Annotated in this window: 18 protein-coding genes; 12 read left to right on the top strand and 6 right to left on the bottom strand. The window is 41.7% G+C overall.

Annotation, left to right across the window (positions count from 1 at the left end; genetic code table 11):
* Positions 1-6: 6 nt before the first annotated feature.
* From FET73_RS12375 to FET73_RS12345, 7 genes are all read left to right on the top strand, one after another.
* Complete coding sequence (locus FET73_RS12375; protein WP_154224278.1) at positions 7-2,661, top strand: hybrid sensor histidine kinase/response regulator; 2,655 nt, start codon at positions 7-9, stop codon at positions 2,659-2,661.
* Positions 2,662-2,737: 76 nt separating this feature from the next.
* Positions 2,738-4,801 (top strand): TonB-dependent receptor plug domain-containing protein, encoded by a 2,064-nt coding sequence (locus tag FET73_RS12370; RefSeq protein WP_154224277.1) that lies wholly within the window; start codon positions 2,738-2,740, stop codon positions 4,799-4,801.
* A gap of 12 nt (positions 4,802-4,813) precedes the next feature.
* Positions 4,814-6,268: an aminomethyl-transferring glycine dehydrogenase subunit GcvPB gene (gene gcvPB, locus FET73_RS12365; protein ID WP_179952269.1), complete on the top strand. Its 1,455-nt coding sequence runs from the start codon at positions 4,814-4,816 to the stop codon at positions 6,266-6,268.
* A gap of 3 nt (positions 6,269-6,271) precedes the next feature.
* Positions 6,272-6,646, top strand: a complete 375-nt coding sequence (locus FET73_RS12360; protein WP_154224276.1) for a diacylglycerol kinase — start codon at positions 6,272-6,274, stop codon at positions 6,644-6,646.
* 85 nt (positions 6,647-6,731) lie between these two features.
* On the top strand, positions 6,732-8,357 hold the full coding sequence (locus FET73_RS12355; protein WP_154224275.1) for a hypothetical protein: 1,626 nt from the start codon (positions 6,732-6,734) through the stop codon (positions 8,355-8,357).
* Positions 8,357-10,081 (top strand): hypothetical protein, encoded by a 1,725-nt coding sequence (locus FET73_RS12350; RefSeq protein ID WP_154224274.1) that lies wholly within the window; start codon positions 8,357-8,359, stop codon positions 10,079-10,081. Before FET73_RS12355 ends, FET73_RS12350 begins: the two co-directional genes overlap by 1 nt.
* Positions 10,082-10,176: 95 nt before the next feature.
* Positions 10,177-11,880 carry a hypothetical protein gene (locus FET73_RS12345; RefSeq protein WP_154224273.1) on the top strand — a complete coding sequence of 568 codons (1,704 nt, stop codon included), beginning with the start codon at positions 10,177-10,179 and terminating at the stop codon, positions 11,878-11,880.
* A 55-nt stretch (positions 11,881-11,935) separates the two neighbouring features.
* Here FET73_RS12345 and FET73_RS12340 read toward each other — a convergent pair whose 3' ends face one another.
* Positions 11,936-12,355, bottom strand: a complete 420-nt coding sequence (locus FET73_RS12340) for a VOC family protein (RefSeq protein ID WP_154224272.1) — start codon at positions 12,353-12,355, stop codon at positions 11,936-11,938.
* Positions 12,355-13,842: an amidohydrolase family protein gene (locus FET73_RS12335; RefSeq protein ID WP_154224271.1), complete on the bottom strand. Its 1,488-nt coding sequence runs from the start codon at positions 13,840-13,842 to the stop codon at positions 12,355-12,357. The genes FET73_RS12340 and FET73_RS12335 overlap by 1 nt, the downstream gene beginning before the upstream one ends.
* Before the next feature lie 123 nt (positions 13,843-13,965).
* Between FET73_RS12335 and FET73_RS12330 the strand changes: the two genes are divergently transcribed.
* Positions 13,966-14,724: a hypothetical protein gene (locus tag FET73_RS12330; protein ID WP_154224270.1), complete on the top strand. Its 759-nt coding sequence runs from the start codon at positions 13,966-13,968 to the stop codon at positions 14,722-14,724.
* 29 nt (positions 14,725-14,753) lie between these two features.
* Here FET73_RS12330 and FET73_RS12325 read toward each other — a convergent pair whose 3' ends face one another.
* Both FET73_RS12325 and FET73_RS12320 read right to left on the bottom strand, forming a co-directional pair.
* Positions 14,754-17,201 (bottom strand): protein kinase domain-containing protein, encoded by a 2,448-nt coding sequence (locus FET73_RS12325; protein WP_154224269.1) that lies wholly within the window; start codon positions 17,199-17,201, stop codon positions 14,754-14,756.
* Positions 17,194-17,739, bottom strand: a complete 546-nt coding sequence (locus FET73_RS12320) for a sigma-70 family RNA polymerase sigma factor (RefSeq protein ID WP_154224268.1) — start codon at positions 17,737-17,739, stop codon at positions 17,194-17,196. Before FET73_RS12320 ends, FET73_RS12325 begins: the two co-directional genes overlap by 8 nt.
* Positions 17,740-17,867: 128 nt before the next feature.
* Between FET73_RS12320 and FET73_RS12315 the strand changes: the two genes are divergently transcribed.
* The 4 genes from FET73_RS12315 (at position 17,868) to FET73_RS12300 (ending at position 21,214) form a co-directional block, all read left to right on the top strand.
* The gene (locus tag FET73_RS12315) at positions 17,868-19,301 is read left to right on the top strand and encodes a CSLREA domain-containing protein (protein ID WP_154224267.1); all 1,434 of its coding nucleotides are present in this window, start codon (positions 17,868-17,870) and stop codon (positions 19,299-19,301) included.
* 54 nt (positions 19,302-19,355) lie between these two features.
* Complete coding sequence (locus FET73_RS12310) at positions 19,356-19,769, top strand: HIT family protein (RefSeq protein WP_154224266.1); 414 nt, start codon at positions 19,356-19,358, stop codon at positions 19,767-19,769.
* Positions 19,766-20,200 carry a potassium channel family protein gene (locus FET73_RS12305; RefSeq protein WP_343032289.1) on the top strand — a complete coding sequence of 145 codons (435 nt, stop codon included), beginning with the start codon at positions 19,766-19,768 and terminating at the stop codon, positions 20,198-20,200. The genes FET73_RS12310 and FET73_RS12305 overlap by 4 nt, the downstream gene beginning before the upstream one ends.
* 189 nt (positions 20,201-20,389) lie before the next feature.
* Positions 20,390-21,214: an FkbM family methyltransferase gene (locus FET73_RS12300; RefSeq protein WP_154224264.1), complete on the top strand. Its 825-nt coding sequence runs from the start codon at positions 20,390-20,392 to the stop codon at positions 21,212-21,214.
* Positions 21,215-21,228: 14 nt separating this feature from the next.
* On the opposite strand, the gene bioC is transcribed toward FET73_RS12300, so the two are convergent.
* A complete protein-coding gene (bioC, locus tag FET73_RS12295; RefSeq protein ID WP_154224263.1) occupies positions 21,229-22,044 on the bottom strand; it encodes a malonyl-ACP O-methyltransferase BioC in 816 nt (271 codons plus the stop codon).
* Positions 22,041-22,790, bottom strand: coding sequence for a pimeloyl-ACP methyl ester esterase BioH (gene bioH / locus FET73_RS12290; RefSeq protein WP_154224262.1), 750 nt, complete (start codon positions 22,788-22,790; stop codon positions 22,041-22,043). Before bioH ends, bioC begins: the two co-directional genes overlap by 4 nt.
* Positions 22,791-22,794 lie beyond the last annotated feature (4 nt).

The raw sequence follows: 22,794 nt of genomic DNA, 5'->3' as shown, positions 1-22,794 counted from the left end.
ACACGTATGGTTTATTTAGAAAACAGAAGGGTTTTGTTTTGTTTGATGTCTTTGGTTTTGACCATCGGCAGTTATTTGGTGTTGGGTGAATTCCTCATCACCCCTTTGTTGGCAACATTGATACTATCTGCCTCTTTACTGTTGGATCTAGAAGCCGTTAAGACCCATGTAGACGAAGATCACAGAGAGGCGGCAGAATGGGGTTTGCCCTTACTGGCAGGTATATTTTGGTCATTGGCCCCTTGGGTTGCGTTGACTTTGCACGCCCCATTGGCTGTTGCCATCGCTTTGTTGTGGCTTTTGGCTGTATTAATCTATACTGAATTACCATTGGATAAAACCGCTTATGTGGTGGCAGCACCAGTGGTCAGCGTATTCTTTTTGCTGATAGTTAAATCGGCCAATATGTTGAAAACAGCGAATCCAGTGTTTTTGGCATTCGTTTTGTTGGCCATCAGTGCATTCTTGCTTGTATCAGTCAAAATTTGGATTGCGGCTTATAACGAAAAACAAAAACAAAAAAATAAAACGCCGTTGCCTGCCAGCCTGTCAAATCAAATCAAGAAAAATGAAGAAGCCCAATCTGAAAATCGAGAACTGCATGAGCAGGTTAAAAAATTACAAGTAGATTTATCAGCGGCAGAAATGGCAAAAATGGAGTTTTTGGCAACCATGAGCCATGAAATTCGAACGCCATTGAACGGCATAGTTCCTTTGTTAGACATTGTCATGGACACTGAGTTGAATGAGTTTCAACAAGATTACTTAACCACTGCACATACATCAGCGACACAAATGCAGAAGTTGATTGATGACCTGTTAGACTATTCTAAGGTTGAGGCTGGGAAATTAACTGTAGAGATTACAGGGATTAAAATCAAAAAAGTTGTTGAAGAAGTCAGTGCCAATTTGGGGCCAGTTGCAGCTAACAAAGGATTAGAGCTTAAAATCAACTATGATGACAACATCAGTCCATTGTTGCGAGGTGATCCGATCCGGGTAAGGCAAGTCATTACCAACTTGGTGTCTAACGCAATTAAGTTTTCTGATGAAGGTGTGGTAACCATCTCAGCTAAGAAAACCCGTAATTTCACAACAAAAGAATTGATTCGTTTTACCGTTGAAGACCAAGGGATGGGCATCCCAAGAGATCAGATCAGCAAATTGTTCACTGCCTTTAATCAGGCCGATAACTCGTCAACCAGAAAATTTGGTGGTACGGGTCTGGGTTTGGCAATCAGCCATAAAATTGTCAAATTGTTAAAAGGCGAAATGGGTGTCGAATCAGAAGTGGGTCAAGGCAGTAAATTTTGGTTTGAAATGGAGTTTTCAAAATCTCAAGGAGATGCGCTGAATCCAGGAACTGACATCAGTTATCATCAGGGTGTTATTCTCAATACCAATCCTATTTTATGCCGTCGGGTTCAAGCAGAACTGGATAAAAATCAAATCAAATCTCAGACGTCATTAAATATCAATCATGCACTGTCCCGCATCAAAGCAGCGGGCGAGTTACAAGATCAGAAACAAATGATGTTGTTTATAGATTTTGACACCAATGCCAAGGCTTTCCGTCAGTTGATGCAGTTAATTGAAAAAGGTGAGCACAAAGATTTGTGGATTTGCTTGTTGTCTGAAGCAGAGCATATTGCAGGCATTAAACGCCACAAAAACATCCAATTGTTAGACATTGATTTTGATGTGGAAGACGTTATTGAGCGTTTCGAACAAAGGATTTCTCCTGATGCTAACAGCGATGATGCTGAGCCGAGTGAACCTGTTCTTGAGTTTGATGCTGTAGAAAAAGAAGAAATCAAAATCAAATCACCTCCCAGACCTCAAAATTTAGAAAATATTTCTGATCGTGTGTTGTTGGTAGAAGACAACGAAGTTAACTTGAAAGTGGCACAGAAGCTGATTGATTATATTGGCTATCCATTTGATATAGCTGAAAATGGCATGGTGGCGTTAGATAAATCAAAGAAAATACGTTACAGAATGATTTTGATGGATTGCCAGATGCCCGTAATGGATGGGTACTTTTGTACCAAGCGTATCAGAAAGCATGAAGAAAATAACCAGCTGAATCATACCCCCATCATCGCTATGACGGCCAATGCCATGTTAGGTGACAAAGAAAAATGTTTGGAAGCGGGTATGGATGATTACATGTCTAAGCCTTTGAATAGGTACATACTTGAAAAAACCTTAAAGAAATGGGATCCATTGGTACATAAAGTAAAAGCCAGTCAAGGGACAGGTGCCGAAGACTTTAAAATTGAAGACCAGAGTGAAGAAGAAAAGCAAGCGGTAGTCATCAATGAGAAGTGGTTAGACATGGATGTGCTCAACGAGTTGGAAGAATTTATGGGAGATGAAACCAAATCTTTATTGAATATGTTTCTCAAAGAGACGCCAGACATACTGAAGCAAATGTCACAGCATGTTAAAGACAAAAAATACAATGAAATTCAACAGTTGGCTCACACCTTAAAGTCTACAAGTGCGAACATCGGTGCCAAAGGGTTGAATCATTTCAGTAAGCAAATTGAAACGGCAGCAATGAAAGAAGAAGGTTTGTTGGTTGCTCAAGTTCAAATGAAACTGGTTAAAGCTTATCAATTAACTGTTCAAGAGCTAAAAAAATACGCAAATATGTGATACTGGGCATGTGATTTGTTGCGAGTCATTTGCATTTATAGTACATTGTTCTGCCTTTTTAAACCCACATAAAAAAATGATAAAAAACATAATCCCAATGCTGTTGGCATTGGGTTTCAGTGTACACGCTGAAGAAGAGGCAAAAGAACAGGTAGAAAACTTGTCGCCTTTACAAGTTACCTCAGGCAAAACGGCGACAGCAAGTAATGATACCGCATCAGCAGTAACTGTTGTCACTCGTGATGAAATCAGTCAAAAACCGAATACATTGCTGCCAGACCTATTGCGTGAGGAAACAGGTGTATATATTCAGCAAACCACACCGGGTCAAGGGATTCCAATTATTCGAGGGTTGAAAGGGTCTCAGAATGTCCATTTGATTGATGGCATGCGATTGAATACTGCTTTTTTCCGTAACTCACCTAACCAATACATGGCCTTGGTCGACTCATTCATGACCGAACAAATTGAAGTGGTCAGAGGGCCTGCTTCCGTTTTGTATGGTGGTGATGCTTTGGGTGGTGTGGTTAATGTGATCACTCACACACCGGATTTTGTTGGTGAGGCATTTCAAATAACGGGTCAAGCTTTTACATCTTTTGACAGTGCCGATGAAAAATGGTTAAGCCACATTGATATGGACATGGGAAATGAAAAAGTGGCCACCACTTTTGGATTGTCTTATCAGGATATCGGTCAACGCACCACAGGTGCAGGTGAGACTTTACCATTCACCGCCTACAGTGCTCGTGCATTAAACAACAAGTGGGTGTTCAACACATCTGATGATACGCGTTGGATATTTGATGTTCAGTATTTACATCAGCCAGGAACACCTCGTGTTGATGATTTGGTTGTTGGATTCGGTCAAACAGAACCTGATTCTTCGGTATTTTTATTCAAACCAAATGAACGTTTATTTTCACATTTGGCCTACAGTAACCAAGTGGCTACCAACTGGTATGATGAAACCAATGTGCATTTGGCTTATCAAAAAATTCGAGACAACAGGTATAAACAAGCATTTGGTTCTGACAACATAGACACAGAACAAAACAGCAGTGAATTGTTAACTTTCCAACTTGATTTCAATAAAGTGTTCGAAAACCAATCTCTGTTGGTTTATGGTTTTGACAGTTATTTGGACACCATTCGCAGCGCCAAACAACGCACCACTGCTGATGGTCAGATTTTGATCCGAGAGTCTCGTTTCCCGGATGAGTCATCAATGCGACACATGGGTATTTTTGCAGACTATCACATGTACGCGGGTGACCATGAGATTACTATCGGTACACGTTATTCTGACTATGCCATTGACCTCAACAGTCCACAGATTTCTGACGATCGATTGGATTTAACTGATTTAACTTGGCATGCTTCATGGTTATTTAAGCTGAATGAAGCAGACCGTTTGTTTGCTAATATTGGCCGTGGTTTCAGACCACCTAATATTTTCGATTTAGGGCAAGTAGGAGAAAGGCCAAGTAATCGATTTAATGTGATTAACCCAAACTTAGACCCTGAAACGGTTTTGACTTTAGACTTGGGCTGGAAACATGCAGGTAATGGTTGGCAAGCTGAAGTCGTTGCTTTTGTTTCTGATTATCAAGACGTGATTTCTTCAGTTGAAACCGGTGAACAAAATGCTGAAGGTTTTGATATTGTGCAATCACAAAATATCGATGAAGTTCGTATTTATGGTTTAGAAACTGAAGTGAATTATTACTTCGAAAATGGTGGTCAATTGTATGGCACGATGACCTACACACACGGTGAAGAAGAAACGCCCGATGAAATGGGCGGTGTTGAGACGGGACCTGCTGACAGGATTCCACCGGCTTTTGGTGTTTTGGGTTACCAACAAAACTTTGCTACATCATGGCACCTGAAATCACAAGTAAGGTATGCCAGTAGCCAAGACCGATTAAGTAGTAGAGATTTAAGTGATGCGCGCATCAATCCCTTGGGCACAGGGGGCTTTGTGGTATATGATACGCACTTCACTTGGTACAGTAATCGTGAATACAAGGTCCGCATGGGCATTGAAAACATATTTGATAAAAAATACCGGGAACATGCTTCAGGTTTGGATGCACCAGGCCGCAATTACCATGTTTCCTTTCATTACGAATTTTAAAGGGTAAAAACCGTGTTGATATTTGAAAAGTCAAAAATAGGCAGAACAGCCTGGGCACAATCTCCAGCAGCAGTTGAAGTGGAACATTTGATTCCAGAGCAGTTCCAAAGAGGCAGTCGACTGGGCATGCCACAAGCCAGTGAGTTGGATGTGGTGCGTCATTACACACAATTGAGTCAAAAGAACTTTTCTATTGATACCAACTTTTATCCGCTCGGTTCATGCACCATGAAATACAACCCACGTGCTTGTAACTCATTGGCGATGCGTGAAGAGTTTTTGTCTCGTCACCCATTGGCACATGTCAGCTTGTCACAGGGTTATTTGGCCTGTATGCACCACTTGCAACAAATCTTGCAAGCTGTGACTAACATGAAAGGCGTTTCATTGACACCAATGGCAGGCGCCCAAGGTGAGTTTTCTGGTGTGGCGATGATCAAAGCCTACCATGACGACCGTGAAGACTTCGATCGCAAAGAAATCATTGTGCCAGATGCGGCACACGGTACCAATCCAGCAACAGCCATCATGTGTGGCTACAAAGTCAAAGAAATCAAAACGGACAAAGACGGCAACGTTGACATGGATGCTTTGAAAGCGGCTTTGGGCCCACAGACAGCGGGCATCATGTTAACCAACCCATCTACACTGGGTGTGTTTGAAACCAACATCAAAGAAATTGCTGACCTGACCCACAAAGCCGGTGGTTTGTTGTATTACGATGGCGCCAACTTGAATGCCATTTTGGGTAAAACCAACCCAGGCATCATGGGTTTTGATGTGATTCACATGAACTTACACAAAACATTTTCTACGCCTCATGGCGGTGGTGGACCGGGTTCTGGTGCGATTGGCGTGAGTGAACGTTTGCTGCCTTATATGCCTGTACCTTTTGTCGGTAAAAATGACAAAGGCTATCATTTCATCACTGAAAAAGAAGCACCAAAGACGATTGGTCAATTATCAGCTTTCTCAGGTAATGCGGGTGTCAACTTGCGTGCCTATGTCTATGCCTTGTTATTAGGACGTCAAGGCATGGAACGCGTGTCTGAATTTGCCACATTGAATGCCAATTATTTGATGAAACGCTTGGAAGCTGAAGGTTTTGACTTGGCATTTAAAAATCGCCGTGCCAGCCATGAATTCATTGTGACTTTGAAAAAACAAGCCAAAGAATTGGGCTTGTTGGCCACCGACTTGGCCAAAGCCTTGTTGGACAAAGGCATGCATGCACCAACGGTATATTTTCCATTGTTAGTGGCTGAGTGTCTTTTGATAGAGCCAACTGAAACAGAATCTAAGCAATCGATTGATGATTATGTACAAGCCATGGCAGAAGTCCTGGCCCAAGCCAAAGAAGACATCGAGCCTTTGAAGCAAGCACCCTTCACTGCGCCAGTACGTCGATTGGATGAAGTGAAAGCGGTCAAAGAGCCCAACATCACTTGGGACATGAAGGTTCAATAATACATGCCAGCTTCAGGTTTCAGAGGTCTCAAGCAGCTGATTAAAGCCGGCCAATGGTCGGTGCAAGGCCTGAAAGCGGCTTATCAGAATGAAGCCTCGTTTCGCTTAGAAGTTTATTTATTCGTCATCTTGATTCCGCTGGCCATTTGGTTGGCGGAATCAAGTACCCAATTGTTGTTGTTGCTCGGATCGGCTTGGTTGGTGCTGCTGGTCGAAATCCTCAACTCCGCGCTAGAAGCTGTGGTTGATTTGGTCTGTGGTGAAGAAAAACACAAACTGGCAGGACGCGCCAAAGACATGGGTTCAGCTGCGGTTTTCTTGGCATCACTGTTAACTTTGGCTACTTGGGCTGTTGTGATTTATCAAGTTTTTAGTTGATGTTTTTATAATTAACACTCAGTTAACATCACAAACCTATCATAAAAAAATGTATTTTTCCTCAATATTATAGGGACCTTTCTCAATGAAAAATTCTTTTAGAGCACGCCACAATGTTGGTTTTGTTGCGCTGTTAAAAACGTGTTTATTGTTCATGTGTTGCGCTGCCTATTCAGGCACATTTAACCAATGGCAAACAAGCCATACAAAGCATAAAACAGGGACGGACATATTAACATCTGATAACCACTATATTTACCACAGCTTAAATGAAGGTATACACCAAGTGGTTTCACTGAATCTGGACACCAAAGAAGAAAAAATCCTGTTTACAAGTGCTGAGGAAGTCAATTCAATGTCTTCAATTTTTTATGAGCTTGCCAGTGGTCAAGTTTTGATGGAGATCAGGTATGTGGGTGATAACTCGGGCATTCAACTTTTGCAATCTGATGGAGAGCAGTCCTTTGAAGCATTAACTGACAGACAAATCAGGTTGATAAACAGGCCATTGGTTAATGGTCATTATTTCTACTACGATAACAATAAGCTGATGTGGACCGATGGATTGAACACGCAAAGTCAGGTGCTTGAAGCCAATGAAGTGGCAGCGCCATTATGTGCATTTGATATGGAACATGTGGTCTTTGCTAAAGGCCTTGATGTTTATAGTGATATATATCAGCACGAACAAGGAAACGTTTTACATATTCTACCGGGCTATTCAGTGGATGGCAATCGAATTCATGCCAATGTAGCGTCGTCTTGTTTGGTTAAAGTCAAAGGCAGTGATGAACAATACCGCATCGCGCATATACATAAAAATGGTGATGCAGAATTGACCAATCGAAATGACAATAAATATGAAGTATTTAATGGAAATTTCGTGGCAATTGCAGCGCCGACTGCTGCATTGTTGTCACCCTTTATTCAACTGCTTGATGGCCAAACGCTCAATGTAATCAGAGGGATTTCATACAACAGCAATGAATTGGTAGATATATTTTTAGCAGCAGATCGAATCATTTATTCACAAAAGGAAAGTCAAGGAAGTCAAACTCAAATATCTCGGCTTGACAGTGAGTTCAATTTGATAGGTACCAGTTTTGTTGTTGACGGTTATTTAGCCAGCACGCGAATAGAAGATTTTTTTCTGAGAAATGGAAAAGTTATTACCGCTGAAAACCTTGATGAAAACAAAGGCATCATATTTGAGGGTAGTAACATCACTTATAACCCACGTTCAGATTACTTCCTTGCCGATACGTCGGGTGATTCGGGTTTTGCTTACCCTGATTCCACAGCAGTTTATGTGTATGAAGACAAGCCTGCCATAGGTCCAATGTTGAGCGGTGCTTGGTTAGACCCCAGTATGCCAAACCAAGGTGCTTCTATCAATCCTGGTGTACGGCAAGATGGCAGTCATTATGTGTTCTTGACTTTCTATTTATTCAGAGAAGGTCAGCCTTTGTGGTTGGCAGGTATTGCGGATTATAAGTTAGGGAAAAATGAAATGACGATTTTACTTTCTGAGTATCAAGGAGCCAATTATTTGGACTTTGAAAACACACCTGAGCGAACCACATTTGGAGAAATAACACTGAACGTCAGTTCATGTAACACCATAGATGCAAGGGTTGAATATGATGGTGCGGCGGTAGATTTAGACTGGACGCGATTGGATGATGCGTCATTTTCTTCGAGGTGTAACTGATGAAAAAGCACAGTACCATGTTGCTGTTGTTAACCTTGATAAGTTTAAGTTACTCAGCACTGATTGAGGCCAAATCATTGAACCTCATGCTGGCTGAGTCAGATACTTTGAAGTTAGGTGATAAAGTACCTGTTTTGGTGGGTAATGAGCTGGTTTTCGAACGCATTGAAGGAGACACCAGCAGTGTGTGGGTTTTTAATCGACTAACAGGTAGCATGAGGTCGCTCAATATTCAGTCCCCAATTGAAATAAGAGAGATCAAAGGCCAAGCGGTGATTGTTTCACACCTCAATGAGTTCAATGCCAATGTTTCTGTTTATACAGGAACAAGTAATGACGCAGAAATATTGTTTACCGCAAGAAAAAGTTGGTTCGCGCCAACTTATGGGATTTATATATATCAAAGCCGTGATGCTTTATATGTACATCATGATGATCATAGTCGAAGGGCTACAGTAGGCCGTTATGACGGAGATCAGTTGATCAGATATATAAATCGAGGCCTTCATCCATACGGCCCACTTGGTCCTGATCAATATCATACGACTTGTGAAATTGGTGATGATTATTACAGTCAAACTTTTAGATGGCATCAATTTGGCACATCGCCAGGTAATGGCCACTACTATTCCCTATTGTTGAAGAATCAAGATGAAGTAATACCGTTAAGGCGGGAATTAATATTTGATATGAAACTAGAAGTTGTCAATGGCAGTTGCTTTATCAGCGGTTATGATTCGAGGGTTGATGAAACATTTCTACTATATGTTTATCGACCTGATGAAGGCATGATGGAAGTAGATAGGTCAAACACAGCAGCAAAACTGTCTCGTTTTCACTATAAGGATGGCTTTGTATATGCTGTAAGTAAAGGCGCCAATGCAGGTGTTTATAAACTCCACCCAGATACCTTAGAGGTGATTAAATTTCAACCGATAGAATACCCGGCGGAACTGAATAATTATCCGACATTGATAGTGGCTGGAGAACGGTTGATTAGCAGTTTACAAGAAACTGAAGTGTTTGATTTAGACTTAAATAAAGTGAGTTTAAGCACAGCATTACCCTTGATTAATGTCTCAGATGAGGTGGCTTTTGAATACTGGTCTGATGCAACTGTGGTTGCCAACAAAAACAATAAAGATGAGTGGGTATCAAACAGTGAACCAAAATTTTCACTCATCACTTCAGATCAAAAGATATTCCAGTTTAGCAGCAGCCCTAATTTTAAAATGAACGACATCAGAGTAGATTCCTATAACGAAAAAATTCTGGTAACTGGCATTGATCACCAAAGCAAGAAATTTGGTTATTATGTGCTTGAAGATCAACCACAAATCAATGCGGCGATTAATGGTGCTTGGTATGATCCTGATATGGCAAATCAAGGATTGGCATTGAACAAAGGCATCAGACACGACGGTAGTGAATATGTATTTGTAACAGCATACCTTTTTGAGAATGGTAAGCCTTTGTGGTTGGCGGGTACTGGAGAAATAACAGCCAGTGTAGATATAATGACTGTCCATCTTTACCGTTTCAGCGGCTTAAATATGCTTGAATCCGGAAACCAACAAGCAGATCATGAATTTGTCGGTAACATGACCTTGAGTTTAAGTGACTGCAACACTTTGGATATTGAGTGGGTGGATACACAGCAAACCCACGAACTGTCTATGATACGGGCTGATAATGTGATGTATAAAAACTGGTGTCAAAACTAAATGGTTACCCTATCATTTGGCTTTATTTATAAGGGGTTGGTAGTCATCAACTTTCTAAAAATGAATGATGAAACGTTTGTAAGGGAGGACTAATAATGGAATATGTTATCAGAAAAATATTATTAGTGATTGCTATGCTGTTGAATTGTCAAGATGCCTTACAAGCCAAATCTTTGAATCTTATACTGGTAGATTCACCTGAAGTGAAGTTAGGTGAAATTGTGCCTGTGAAGGTGGGAAATCAGTTGATTTTTGAGCGGATTATTGGAAACGATAATACAGTATGGTCATATGGGCTGGAATCAGGTGAATTAACACCTCTTGGGGTTGACTCACCATCAGCCATTATCCCATTCAAAGGGCAGGCTATAATCGTCTCAAATCTCGGTGAGATCAACAGACAAATACAAGTGTTTGTAGGTGCAAATGCTCCTTTAATTCAATTGGGAATTGGACCAATTGGTTATTTCAGAAGCGACGAAGCATTTTATGTCATCAAGGAAAGGGGGTGGGCAAGTGATATCAGTCGCTATGATGGGAATCAAATAGAAAATCATGAACTCAGTGGAAAAGTTAGGTATCTGCCAGAGTCAGATTTTAACGTTTGTGAACTGGGTGATGATTTTTTGATTATGGTAAGTAGTTTTTCTATGCAAGGTGGTGTTGGTCCAGGCTACATGATTAACAGCCTGGGCCAAGCTTACTATCCTTCTTTTACTATTCATCCACACAGCCGAATGGCAAAGTTGGAACCTGTGAATGACAAATGTGTGATCAGTTCTACATCAATTGAAGGCGGTACATGGAATGTAGACAATGATTTTGTACTGTCAGATATATACAGTAAAGGTGAGGGGATGAAAGCGGTCAGTTTAGATGATGTTTTGGCCACAATGACCAACTTTCAATTCCATAAAGGATATGTTTTTGCTTCAAGTCATGGTGTCAATCCAAAGATTTATAAACTTGATCCAAATTCTTTAGAAGTCCTTAAGCAACACTCAGTCGCATATGATTTACCATATAGTGCTTATAATGCACCTCAATTGGTAGCAGTGGGTGATTACATATACAGTGGTTTTATTGAAACAGAAGTGTTTGATTTAGCGCTCAATAAAATAGCGCAACCCCGTCCTATTCCCAACTTCTATGTTGACAGTTTTGTTAAACCTGAGGTGTGGTCAAATATGGCAGTTGTAGCCAATCAAAATCAAGCCAATCAATGGAGGGCTTTTTACCCAAATTTATTCACAATAATAAATGATGATTTATCATTCAGCCAATACAAAGACAATCGTGATTATGACCTTATAAATGTGGGTTTAGATGCCTATCAGGAACACATCATGATTACCGCGGTTGATGTCAATAAAGGCTCATTGGGTTATTACGCCCTTGAAGATAAGCCTCAGATCAACTCCGCTATTAATGGTGCTTGGTTTGACCCTGAGATGGCGAACCAAGGATTGGCATTGAATAAAGGCATCAGGCATGATGGTAGTGAATATGTATTTGTAACAGCATACCTTTTTGAAAATGGCAAGCCATTGTGGTTGGCTGGGACGGCAGAGGTAACCGCCAGCACCGATGAATTGACCGTTGCCCTATTCCGCTTCAATGGCTTGAATATGCTAGAACCCAGTGACCAACAAGCTGAGCATGAATTTGTGGGCAATATGACTTTGAGTCTCAGTGACTGCAACACCATTGATGTTGAATGGGTAGATTCACAGCAAACCCATGAATTGACCATGTTCAGGGCTGATAATGTGATGTACAAAAATTGGTGTCAAGACTGATTGATAAAAGGGCCAGCTGTTACAGTTGACCCTTTTTTAAAGGGGCTCTTTGGCTTTACCAGCTGCCGTCATTTTCCATTGACAACCAAGGTTCAACCAAAGGCAAAGCCTCACCTTTTTGTAGCAGTTCAATTGAAATTCCATCAGGCGATTTAACAAATGCCATGCGGCCATCACGAGGTGGCCTGTTTATGGTGATACCCTGGTCTTTCATGTGTTGGCACAAAGCATAAATGTCATCGACGTGGTAGGCCAAATGACCAAAATTACGTCCTGAATCATAACCAGATTCGTCCCAGTTATAAGTCAACTCGACTTGAGCCTCTTCGTCACCGGGGGCATGTAAAAAGACCAGGGTAAACCGTCCCGCTTCCACATCCCTGCGTGAATGCTCAACCAAGCCCAAAGCATCAATGTAAAATTGAAGTGAGGCGTCTAAATCACTGACGCGCACCATGGTGTGTAAATATTTCATTATTTTTCATCCACTAAATAATTGATTCTATTTTCTTTTCTTGATTCTTTAACCATGTCCCGAACTGCTTTGAGCATTGTGGGGGCGTGGTAAGGGATGCCGTCTTTGATGGTCCAAACTATGCCACCGGTGCTTTCATCGCCAGTGATGGGCTTGATGTTTCTGGGTAACAGGACATTAAAATCAGCCAATGGGTTACCGTTGACGATGACCATATCGGCGGTATAACCTACCCTAATTTGGCCTAATTTATTACCTTGGCCGAGCACTTTGGCAGAATTGACTGTGGCATGTTTGATGACCTCCAGAGGGTGAAAGCCAGCTTCTTGTTGTAATTGCAGTTCACGCAAATAGCCAAAGCCAAACAGTTGGTATATATAACCACCATCCTCTCCTGTGGTGATGGTGCCGCCCAAGTCTGCAAATTGGCGCAAGGCTTTGAACCAAATTTGGTAATTGTTCTTCCAATAAGTTTCGTCTTCAGAAGTCCAGCCCCAAAAGAAAGAGCCGTGAGAGTCAGGATCTGGTTTGAAAAACTGTTCTAAACCAGGGTGTAAATAATCTTGGAACCAAGGTGCAGTGACGGCGCGTTGTAAATCACGAGAAGCCTCATAAATGTCCAAAGTAGGGTTCCATGCCACACCTGCCTCAACCATGGCTTTCAATACGGCTGTTAACTTTTCAGGCTGGGCTTCACGCCACAAGCGACCAGCAAATCGAAAGCGATGCAATTCATTGCTGTAATTCATGTCCCCGGGGAAATGTTGCACACCATGTAAGGCCGCATCTGGCACACCATACCAATGTTCAATGGTGGTGGTACCAGCTTTGATGTTATCCCAAGTAGTCATGTCTTCCACGCCTACATGGTTTGCCACAGGCATATTGTGTTTGTTGGCGATTTTTGATGCTGCGTGAAAGGTTTGTTTGTCCATCATGCCAAACTTAAAACCGTCTATGTCTTTTTTCAAAAGCCCTGACATTTTGTCTTTCAAATCTTTTTCGGTGTGGTTGCCCCAGATACCCGGATAAACAAAAACACGCGGTGCAATGATGTCATGGGCAGCACTTTGTTTCTTGTCTTTGAGGGTTTGTTCTAAGTCACTGCCGAGATCCCTGATTGTTGTGATGCCGCTGGCCAGCCACAAATAGTGCTGGTAAGGCTGGGCCATGTCCATGCCTGACCTTTTGTACATGGTGTGTGCGTGCATGTTGATGAAACCAGGTAAAACGTAGCCACCTTCGGCATCGATTTGATGGGGAATCGCTTTGCGGGAATCGCTGTCTTCTTTGCTTTGACTGAGTTGGTGAATCAATCCTTTTTTGATGTGTATGTCATAAGGGCCTTCTGCCGGGGTACCTACACCAGCCACAATCATGGCATTTGTGATTAATATTTCTTCATGTTTTTGATTGTGCATGTTTTGTGCTGAAAGCGCAGGAGTGAATAGCACAACAAGTAAGAACAAAGGGTGCATCAATTTCATAACAAGACCTCAAAATGAATCATTCTACTTTTCTTAACACTAAATGAACACACTTTTAAGGTTCAGAAAGCGTTCAGGCTGGTTCAGTAAAGTGGAAAGCGTAACAAACAACAGGAGCAACTTATGTACGCTTTCAAAACCTATTTAACAACCGCCGCTTTGGTATTCAGCATTTCATCTGTAGATGCCAGAGAACGTGTAGACCGCGACAGAAGCGGACATGATCGCAAATCAGTAAGCAGTCAACAATCTAAACACCGATCTTCAGCCAAGCATGAGCAGAAACATTTTCGTGGTGGTAGCCATAAGCGGCATAATGGAAACAACAAGCCTTGGCAAAGCCAAAGTCACAATGATTATGGAAGGCCGAACCATCATGTTTCTGAACGCAACAACCACCCTAGGCATGAGGGCAAATACAAGCACCAAAGCAGAAATGATAAACACAGACGTTATGACAACAATCGGTATAATAAACATGGTTACAGAAAAGGTAACAAACACTATAACCGCAATGATTACCGCCACAATCAGTATTATGGTCATGATCGGTATGACAACAGACACCATAAAGGTAAATACAAATACTGGAAAAAACGTTTAAAGAAACAACGCAAGTATTGGAAAAAACACAACCGTTATTACAACAGTTACTACAGCAGTTATACACCCTATTATGATGACAGGTACCGCTATAGACCACTGAGAGGTTTGGGTCACTATTTTATGAGATCAGGTTATGGCTGGGGTCATTGGCATGATGGTTACTGGTGTGATTATGATCATGATGAGTATTTTTACAGAAACTATTACAGCAATTGGCATCATCACGGTGGCTGGAGAATTGGAGACGGGGATTTCGGTATCTGGTTCAGTTTATAATTAACCGTTCATGTGGATAATAAAAGGGCTCATTCTGGGCCCTTTTTTTCGTTTTTCCAATCGGTTAATTGGTGCTTAATAAGCAGCTCTTTGATTTGTTGGTCTTCCATGCCATTGGCCGCGACCATGTCATACAAAGACCTGGCCTCCTGATAAGATTGCAACTGCAACAACGCGACTAATAATGTGTGACTGTAGTATTTATTGTTAGGTTCTTTTTGTTGAATGGGGCGCATGAGGTCAGCGGCTTTTTGCCATAATTTTTTGGCTTCTTTTTGGTAGCCTAGCTGGGCATTGAGGTTGGCCACGAGTAAAGAATCAATGGCAAGATCGTTAATGGTTGAAAAATTGCCTTTGTCTTGTGACACTAAAAACTCGGTTATAGATAAACTTTTTTGGTAATAATCCAGCGCATTACCATGTTCATTTAACTGTTGTAAAACCTCTCCAACCGTACTGTAAGACACCGCCAGCTCCCTTTGGTATTCGAGGTTTTTTGGGGCTTTGGATTGAAGAATTAAACCTTGCTCAACCGCCAGTTCCACGTAAGGCAAGGCATCCTGATATCGCTGGCTCTCTAATAGGAAAAAGCCTAAATGGTTTAACAGAATGCGTAAATTGTTGTGTTTTTTAATGTCTTCTGGATCACCGGCCAATGCTTTTTTAGCATATTCAACTGCACTGATTAAATCACTTGTGCCGGTTTCCAGTGAGCCAAAATCTATTTCATACCAGGCTTTGAGTTGTAAGCCGTGAGAATGTGCATATAGCCACTGGGGATCATTTTCGGAATTAAGCTGGGTTTGACTGAATGTCAATGCGGCATTGATTTCATTCAAGGCCAGCTGGTCTTTTCCGTATTCCAAATAATGCCAGCCCAGTTGTAAATATGCTTCCCATAAAGTGATAGGCTTATCCAGCATCCCTAATTGAGATAAACCTTCAGTGATTCTGATGGTTTCTTTTAAAACGGTTTCAGTGGCCAGTTCTTGTCCTTCGCTGCTTAATACTTGGCTTAATCCTACATTGATTTCGCTGAGTAGGTTTTCTCTTTTAATCTGGGCATGAGGCAAGGATTCGAGTGGTTTTAAATTATCTTTTGCTTTCAAATAGGCCTGCTTGCCTTGTTGAGACAGTTCGAGTTCATCGAATACGCGTCCGGCATTCATATAGGCTTTGGCTGTTTGTAAATGATCAAGTTCAGACATGGCACTGGGGTTTTGAGCTGCCAAATGGTTGACGCTTTTTTCAGTTACTGACTTTAAAACATCAACTCGTCCAATCTTTTTCAATTTGTCGAACAGTTCATCCAGCATGAAGTTCATGAGTTCATCGCTTTGTTGTTTTTCAACCAAGGTGATTTTTTGAAGTTGGCTAATGTCATGGGTGTATTTTGCGGTAAAAAAAACAGCAGAAAAACCGGCCAATAATAGGCCACTGGTGATTAAACGGTGTCTGCTGATTGTTTTTCGAATGAAAGGCCAAAACCCACTGTCAAAACTCAAGGGCAGGCCTTGAAGGTAATTGTTTAAGTCGCTTCTAAAAATACCCAATTCGCCATATCGAAATCGCTTGTCTTTCTGAGTGGCTTGATCGATGATGTTAATGACGTCTGTATCCACACCGTTTTTTGATAACAAGGCTGTCCTTTCTTGTCGGCTTAAAACTCCCACATTGTTAGTTGCATTGCGGCACAGTAATTGTGCCAACAACATACCAGTTGCGTATAGGTCACTGATGGCTTCGGCTTGACCTTTGGCAATCTCTGGTGGACTGTATCCTATGGTACCGAATTGGTTTTGACTGTCTTGGGTGCTGGATTGAGCAATGCCAAAATCTATCAAAACAGGGTGTGGAATGTTATTAATGGCATGAATCAAAACATTGCTGGGTTTGATGTCTAAATGGAACACACCGCGTCGATGGACAAACTCCAAAGCATCACAAAGGTCCAGTATCAATTTGATGATGTCTTTATCATTTAATTCGTGTTTGTTACTGTACTGGTCAATATGTGGGCCGTTGATATAATCTAGAACCAGCCAAGCTTGGCCTTTTTCTGTTAATCCCCCATCAATGATGCCAACCACTCCTGGGTGGTTGAGGTCAGCCAGCAACTGCATTTCTTGAAGGAATTGTTGTTTGAGTTCATTGTGTTGGTAGGATTGCGACATGAATTTAATGACGACGGTTTTTTTATAAACGCCATCTGACCTTTCGGCTAAATAAATGTCGCTTTGCCCACCAAAATCCAGTTGTTTGACGATGTGGTATTTGTCCGAAATTTCAGGGTTCTGTGTTGTGTTTATATCAAATGTTTTTTCATATAAACCGGTAGCTAAATCACTGACTGATTCAACACGCTTTGTGCTTTTAAAGCCTTTATCAGATAAATAACCATCAACCTCAAGATCCTCATCAGACTCAAAGTCCGCATCAATTTGAGCCCATAATTTTTTGATGTCTTCATCATTCATTAGGAGATGACTCCATGGCCACTGCCAGCATGGCTTTGGCTTTCTTCCAATCTCGAAATACTGTACGTTCGCTCAGGTTCATCACTTCTGCAATGACATCAAAGTCCATGTCACCAAAAAATTTGTAAGTAAATACTTGCTCCAAACGTGGAGAAAACGCTTTGAGCTTAATCAGGTGGCGCTCTAAATCTAATAATGAATCAGACTGTTTTAACAGTGGCTGATCAGTTTCAATTTCATGGTCTACATAAGTGACTAAACGGTGTTTCTTCGCTTCGTTTAATAAGATGTGCCGCATGGCCAAGGCGCAATAAGCAAAGAAATGGTTTTGGTCGTTGAAGCTCTTGGCTTTTTGACTTTTAATCCAAGCTTCATTGACCAGTGCAGTGGTATTCAACCCCGTGCCTTTGACCTTAAATCTTTGTGATCGGGCAATGCGCTTTAAATGGTTATAAGTTGCCTCAATATCATGTTGTTGTTCTACTGACAGAGGGTTGTCTTGGTTGTTCAATGCTTGGGTAAGTTGTGCATAATCCATTGTTAAAAAGCCCTGCTATTTTAATTACATAGGGTATCAAAGTTACCTATTTAATTCAATTATTCGAATTTTTTTGTCAGTAAAATGACAGGTCGATTGTTAGTTGGGTTTTTAATAGAGGTGAAGCAGTGAAATTTTTGACTTTAGTGGGCATGGTGTTACTGACAACAACAGTCAAGGCAGGCATCATTACGGTAAACAAGACATCTGATATCAATAACAGTAATGATGGCGGTTGTAATTTACGAGAAGCAGTGGCAGCTGCACACAGCAATCAAGCTGTAGATGATTGTGCTGCAGGTGGCGTCATTGACATCATTATTGTTGATGTAAATCAGTCGATTCAATTAAGCTCAGAGATAGAGATCAAAAGTGGCATGTCGATTCGTGCTCCTTTCAGTGCTGTTGATCCGGTAGAGATCAGAGCGGCGGCAAACCAACGTATTTTTGAAGTGTACCCGGTTCAAGGGTCAGGCCAAATTTTTGAGTTTGTAGATTTAAAATTGGTGGGTGGTAATGCAGGAGCTGGTTCAGGTGGCGCCTTGTACATTCATAACAACCAAACCAACGGCTTGATCAGTGAAATATTCATTAAGCAATGTGTGTTTGAAAATAACACAGGTTTTAATGGTGGTGCGATTGCCATTTCCAATACCAATGTTACCAGCAAAGTGACGGTACGAGACAGCGTTTTTACTGCCAATCAAGCCACAGACAATGGTGGTGCTTTGTATATTGATGAAGCAACGGCGGGTGAAATAATAATGATGAACAATGAGTTTAGCAACAACACTGCTGTAGGCAGTGGCGGTGGTGTATTGGTTGCTGATACCGGAAATACTGAGTTCACCATCAGTGGTAACATATTTAATCACAACATGAGTAATGAAAGTGGTGGAGGCTTGGCTTTGTATGCAACCAGCAACCCCCAAGTGTATTTAATGAACCGGAATGCTTTTGTGGGAAATACAGCTGAGGATAATGGCGGTGCTTTGTATGTGGCTTTGGATGCCCAAGCATGGGTGTATAACAGTGTCATGGCGCAAAACATCGCCAACCGAGGTGGCGCCATAAGTACAGTCAATGCTTGGCTTTATTTGTATCATTCTACTTTGGCACACAACATGGCCAATTTAGGGGCAAATTTATATACCTATTCAGGGACGTTGGGCAGTATAGGTGCAAGTATATTGGCTTACCCTCAAGGTGATGAAAACTGTGCTGGCGCGACCAGCAGCTTAAACACGGCCCGAACCCTTATTGATGACAGTTCTTGTCCATTTAACAATTCATCTGACAGAAGAGAAGCGGCACTGTTGGCAGGATTATCTATTGATGAGAACGGCCTTCCTGCTTTGATGCCAACCAGTGATTCCTCAGCCATTGATGCTGTTCCCTTGAATGCTTGTTTGTATTTTGGTGGCGGGTCACTGGACGAAGACCAACAAAACAACCCCAGACCGATAGATGGCGACGGTGACAATAACGCCTTGTGTGATATTGGGGCCACAGAAGTGCCTGTGGGGCATGACTTGATTTGGTCTGATGGTTTTGGAGGCTGATTAAATTTAGTGGATAAAAAACGCCAAGGATGGCGAATTTGATACAATGTCTGGATGACTGAGTTTACATTGAATGAACAGCTAAAAAAAGACACCCATTCGATCCTCGCTTGCGGTGACTTTCACTTGTTATTACACAGGAATCAATCACTGCCTTGGTTTATAGTGGTTCCAAAAACAAGTGCGGTAGAATGGTTTGAAATGTCACAAGATTTACAGATCAAGTTGGCTGATTTGATTCGTAAGTTGAGTTTGTTTTTACAAACAGAGTTTCAGTGTGACAAAGTCAATACAGCCAGTATTGGTAATGTTGTTTCTCAGCTACATGTTCATGTCATTGGTCGCTCTCACAATGACCCATTGTGGCCTGATGTGGTATGGGGAAATACACTGCCAGAATCGATATATTCTGAACAAGAGTTACAGCAATGGCCGATAAAATTGCGCCATGCGCTGGAGTCACTGTGACTATCATTTGGGCCTCCCTCATTAATTGCTTGGTTGTGAGTTTAGCCGTTTTGATTCACTATGAATGTTTGTTTCATATGTCAAAGTGGGTACCTAAATTGGCCATTAAACCTCGCTTTCGTATTGTGGTGGGTGTATTTGGCGCCTTGATTGCGCACTCTTTAGAAGTCTGGTTGTTTGCCTTTGCTTATTATTTTATGGTTAAAAATGAAACATGGGGTTCGTTAACTGGGAATTTTGATGGCAGTATCTTAGATTGTGTCTATTTTTCATATACGAACTTTACCACTTTGGGTTATGGTGACGTTGTACCCAGTGGAGACATTCGTTTCTTAACGGGTATAGAGTCACTGACTGGTTTGGTTCTGATAACGTGGTCAGCGTCGTTTTTGTTTTTTGAAATGCAAAAATACTGGGACAGTAAAAAATAAGCTGTTGGTATTAAATGGCCATCACAGCCCGATGTAATGCCCTATAAGCTAAAACTAAAAAGCTGGTGTTATCACCAGTCGGCTGTGTAATTAGCCTGCCTTGAAACTGTTTCTGAAATAAATTTACAAATCTTTGTCGTATCAGCAAGTTTCTTTGCTAAAGTGCCAACAAATAACTTTTATCAAGTCATGAAGCAAAAACCTTTTGGATACTATAAACCCGATGCGCCTTGTTTGGAGATGATTCAAAAGTGCCGTCAGTTACCTGCAACTTGGTGGGGTAAGCAAAAAGCACAGTGGTTGCGTAAAAAAATATTGAAGAGTGCCACTTTGCCCATGGATTTGGTTTTGGATGGTTTGGCCTTGCGGTGTTATTTAAATGATAACATTTCTGAGCGTGGTTTTGTTTTTATGCCTTGGCGGTTTGATTCACAAGAGCGTCGGTTTTTATTGACGCATTTACCTCAAAATGGTGTTTTTGTTGATGTCGGGGCCAATGTAGGGATTTACGCTTGTTCGGCAATGGGTGCATTGAAAAAAGGTGGACAGGTTTTGGCCATTGAGCCTAACCCTCCAGTAGCTAAGCGTTTAAATTTTAACCTTAATGCGACCAAGCAACAACAGCAATCCGCCGCTGAATTTAAAGTGATCCAAAAAGGTGTTAGCGATAAAAATGGCACATTTTCACTGTATTTAAACCAAGACAATTTAGGGGCCAGTAGCATAAAAAATACCAGTCCAAATGCGATTGAAATCAGCTGTGAACCCTTACTGAGTCTTGTGTTTAGTCAACAACTGCGGCACATTGATGTGATGAAAATAGACATTGAAGGCGCAGAGGATTTGGCGTTGGTTCCATACCTGGAGCAAGCACCAGATTCATTGTTACCTCAATCGTTAATTTTTGAAGACAACAAGCCTATGTGGCAGCGGGATGTTTTTGGAGCATTGAAATCTCGTGGCTATAAACTGCACCAACAAACTCGCATGAACTACATTTTCACCCTAGGTTAAACTGTTGTGGTTAATTATGGTTTTATTTTTAAGTTCAAGCCTTTGTCATCTGCCGGTTTTAGTGCGCGCAAATACAGCAACTCATAAGTGGCAGGATACAAACCGTCTTCAGTTCTGAATTCTTGGTAGGCGGCCTCTAATTGTTTGATTACTTTGGGAGAAGTTAAGCCTTTGCTGCGATTGTGGTCAGTATTGTGTGCGCCAATCGCTTTTAAGTCACGCATCAAATCGACCACATTGGCATAGGTCAACGTGATGAATTCAGAGTCGGCAATCACATCTTCATAGCCCATGCGCAAAGTCAAATCGGCCAATTCAGCCGCCGGCATAAAGTCATTCACATGGGGTAAATCATCTATCGTCGCCCATGCGGACTTCAGCTCATGCAAAGTGTGTTCGCCCATGCTGGTTAAGTGTAGAAAACCAGTGGGCTTCAATGCCCTTTTGATTTCCGTTAATGCCGTTTGCTGGTCACACCATTGAATCATCATGTTGGAAAATACCAAATCCAAGCTGCTGGCATGAACGTCTAAACAATGGGCATCAGTAACACGCGGCGTCACTTGTGGATGTACAGGCACAGCATTGACCATAGATTCAGCAAAATCGGCCGCTATGATTTGTGATTCTGGGTAAATTTCAAGCAATGCTTTTGTGGCCCAGCCGGTACCGCAGCCCAAATCTAAAATCTGTTTTGGTGCTTTTTTGAGGTCAAACTGTACTCGCTCAATCAAACGAGACATGGCCTCTTTCTGAAGCACGGCATGTTCTTCGTATTGTTTGGCCGCTTTATCAAACGATGATTTGATTTGGTGGTGTTCTAAACTCATAAAAAATCCAAAATGGTTTGGGTAATTTCTTCCGCATGGTGAATAAAAGGTGCATGCGATGCGCCCCTGACCATGTGGTATTCGCCGCCGCAAGCTTTTGCTGCTTGTTCTACCGCTGCGGGTAAAACCAATCGATCTCTGCGACCCGAGAGCCATAATGAGGGCATTTGTAGATTTTTCAATTGTGAAGACAGGTCTGTCTTCTCTAATAAAGACAATCCGTGTGTTAGCGCGGTTACATCAGGTAAAGGCCTTTCAAAAACCTTGGTCTTCAATTCTCGTAATTGTGATCGTTCATCGGGCGAGCCCATAACCTCTAAAGCCAAAAAAGTGTGTATGGTTTTCTTTACATCTTGTTGTAATTCTTTGCCAAACTGTTGTAAAACTTGGACATCGGTACCGTGTGGCCAGTGTTTTTGAGCAGTAAAACTAGGTGTGGCACACATCATGACCAAAGCACGCACTTGTTCGGGATAATGTAAAGCTTGGTTCAGTGCCAACATCCCACCCAATGACCAGCCCAGCCAAATGCCGCTGGGGATTTCTTTTGACACCTCAGCCACTTCTGTCAAATTTGCTGGAAAAGCTTGTTCATGGTTCAGGCCATGCCCTGGTAAATCTATCAAGTTGACTTGGAAGTGCTGAGACAGTTGTACAGACCATTCATCAAATAAATGGGCATTCATGCCCCAGCCGTGTAATACGTTCAAAACAGGCCCTTGGCCTAAGGTAGATACGATTTTCATGGTC

Source organism: Marinicella rhabdoformis (assembly GCF_009671245.1).
GTDB lineage: Bacteria > Pseudomonadota > Gammaproteobacteria > Xanthomonadales > Marinicellaceae > Marinicella > Marinicella rhabdoformis.
The sequence above is the reverse complement of the archived record's forward strand: the minus strand, read 5'-3'. Positions and strand labels throughout refer to the sequence as shown.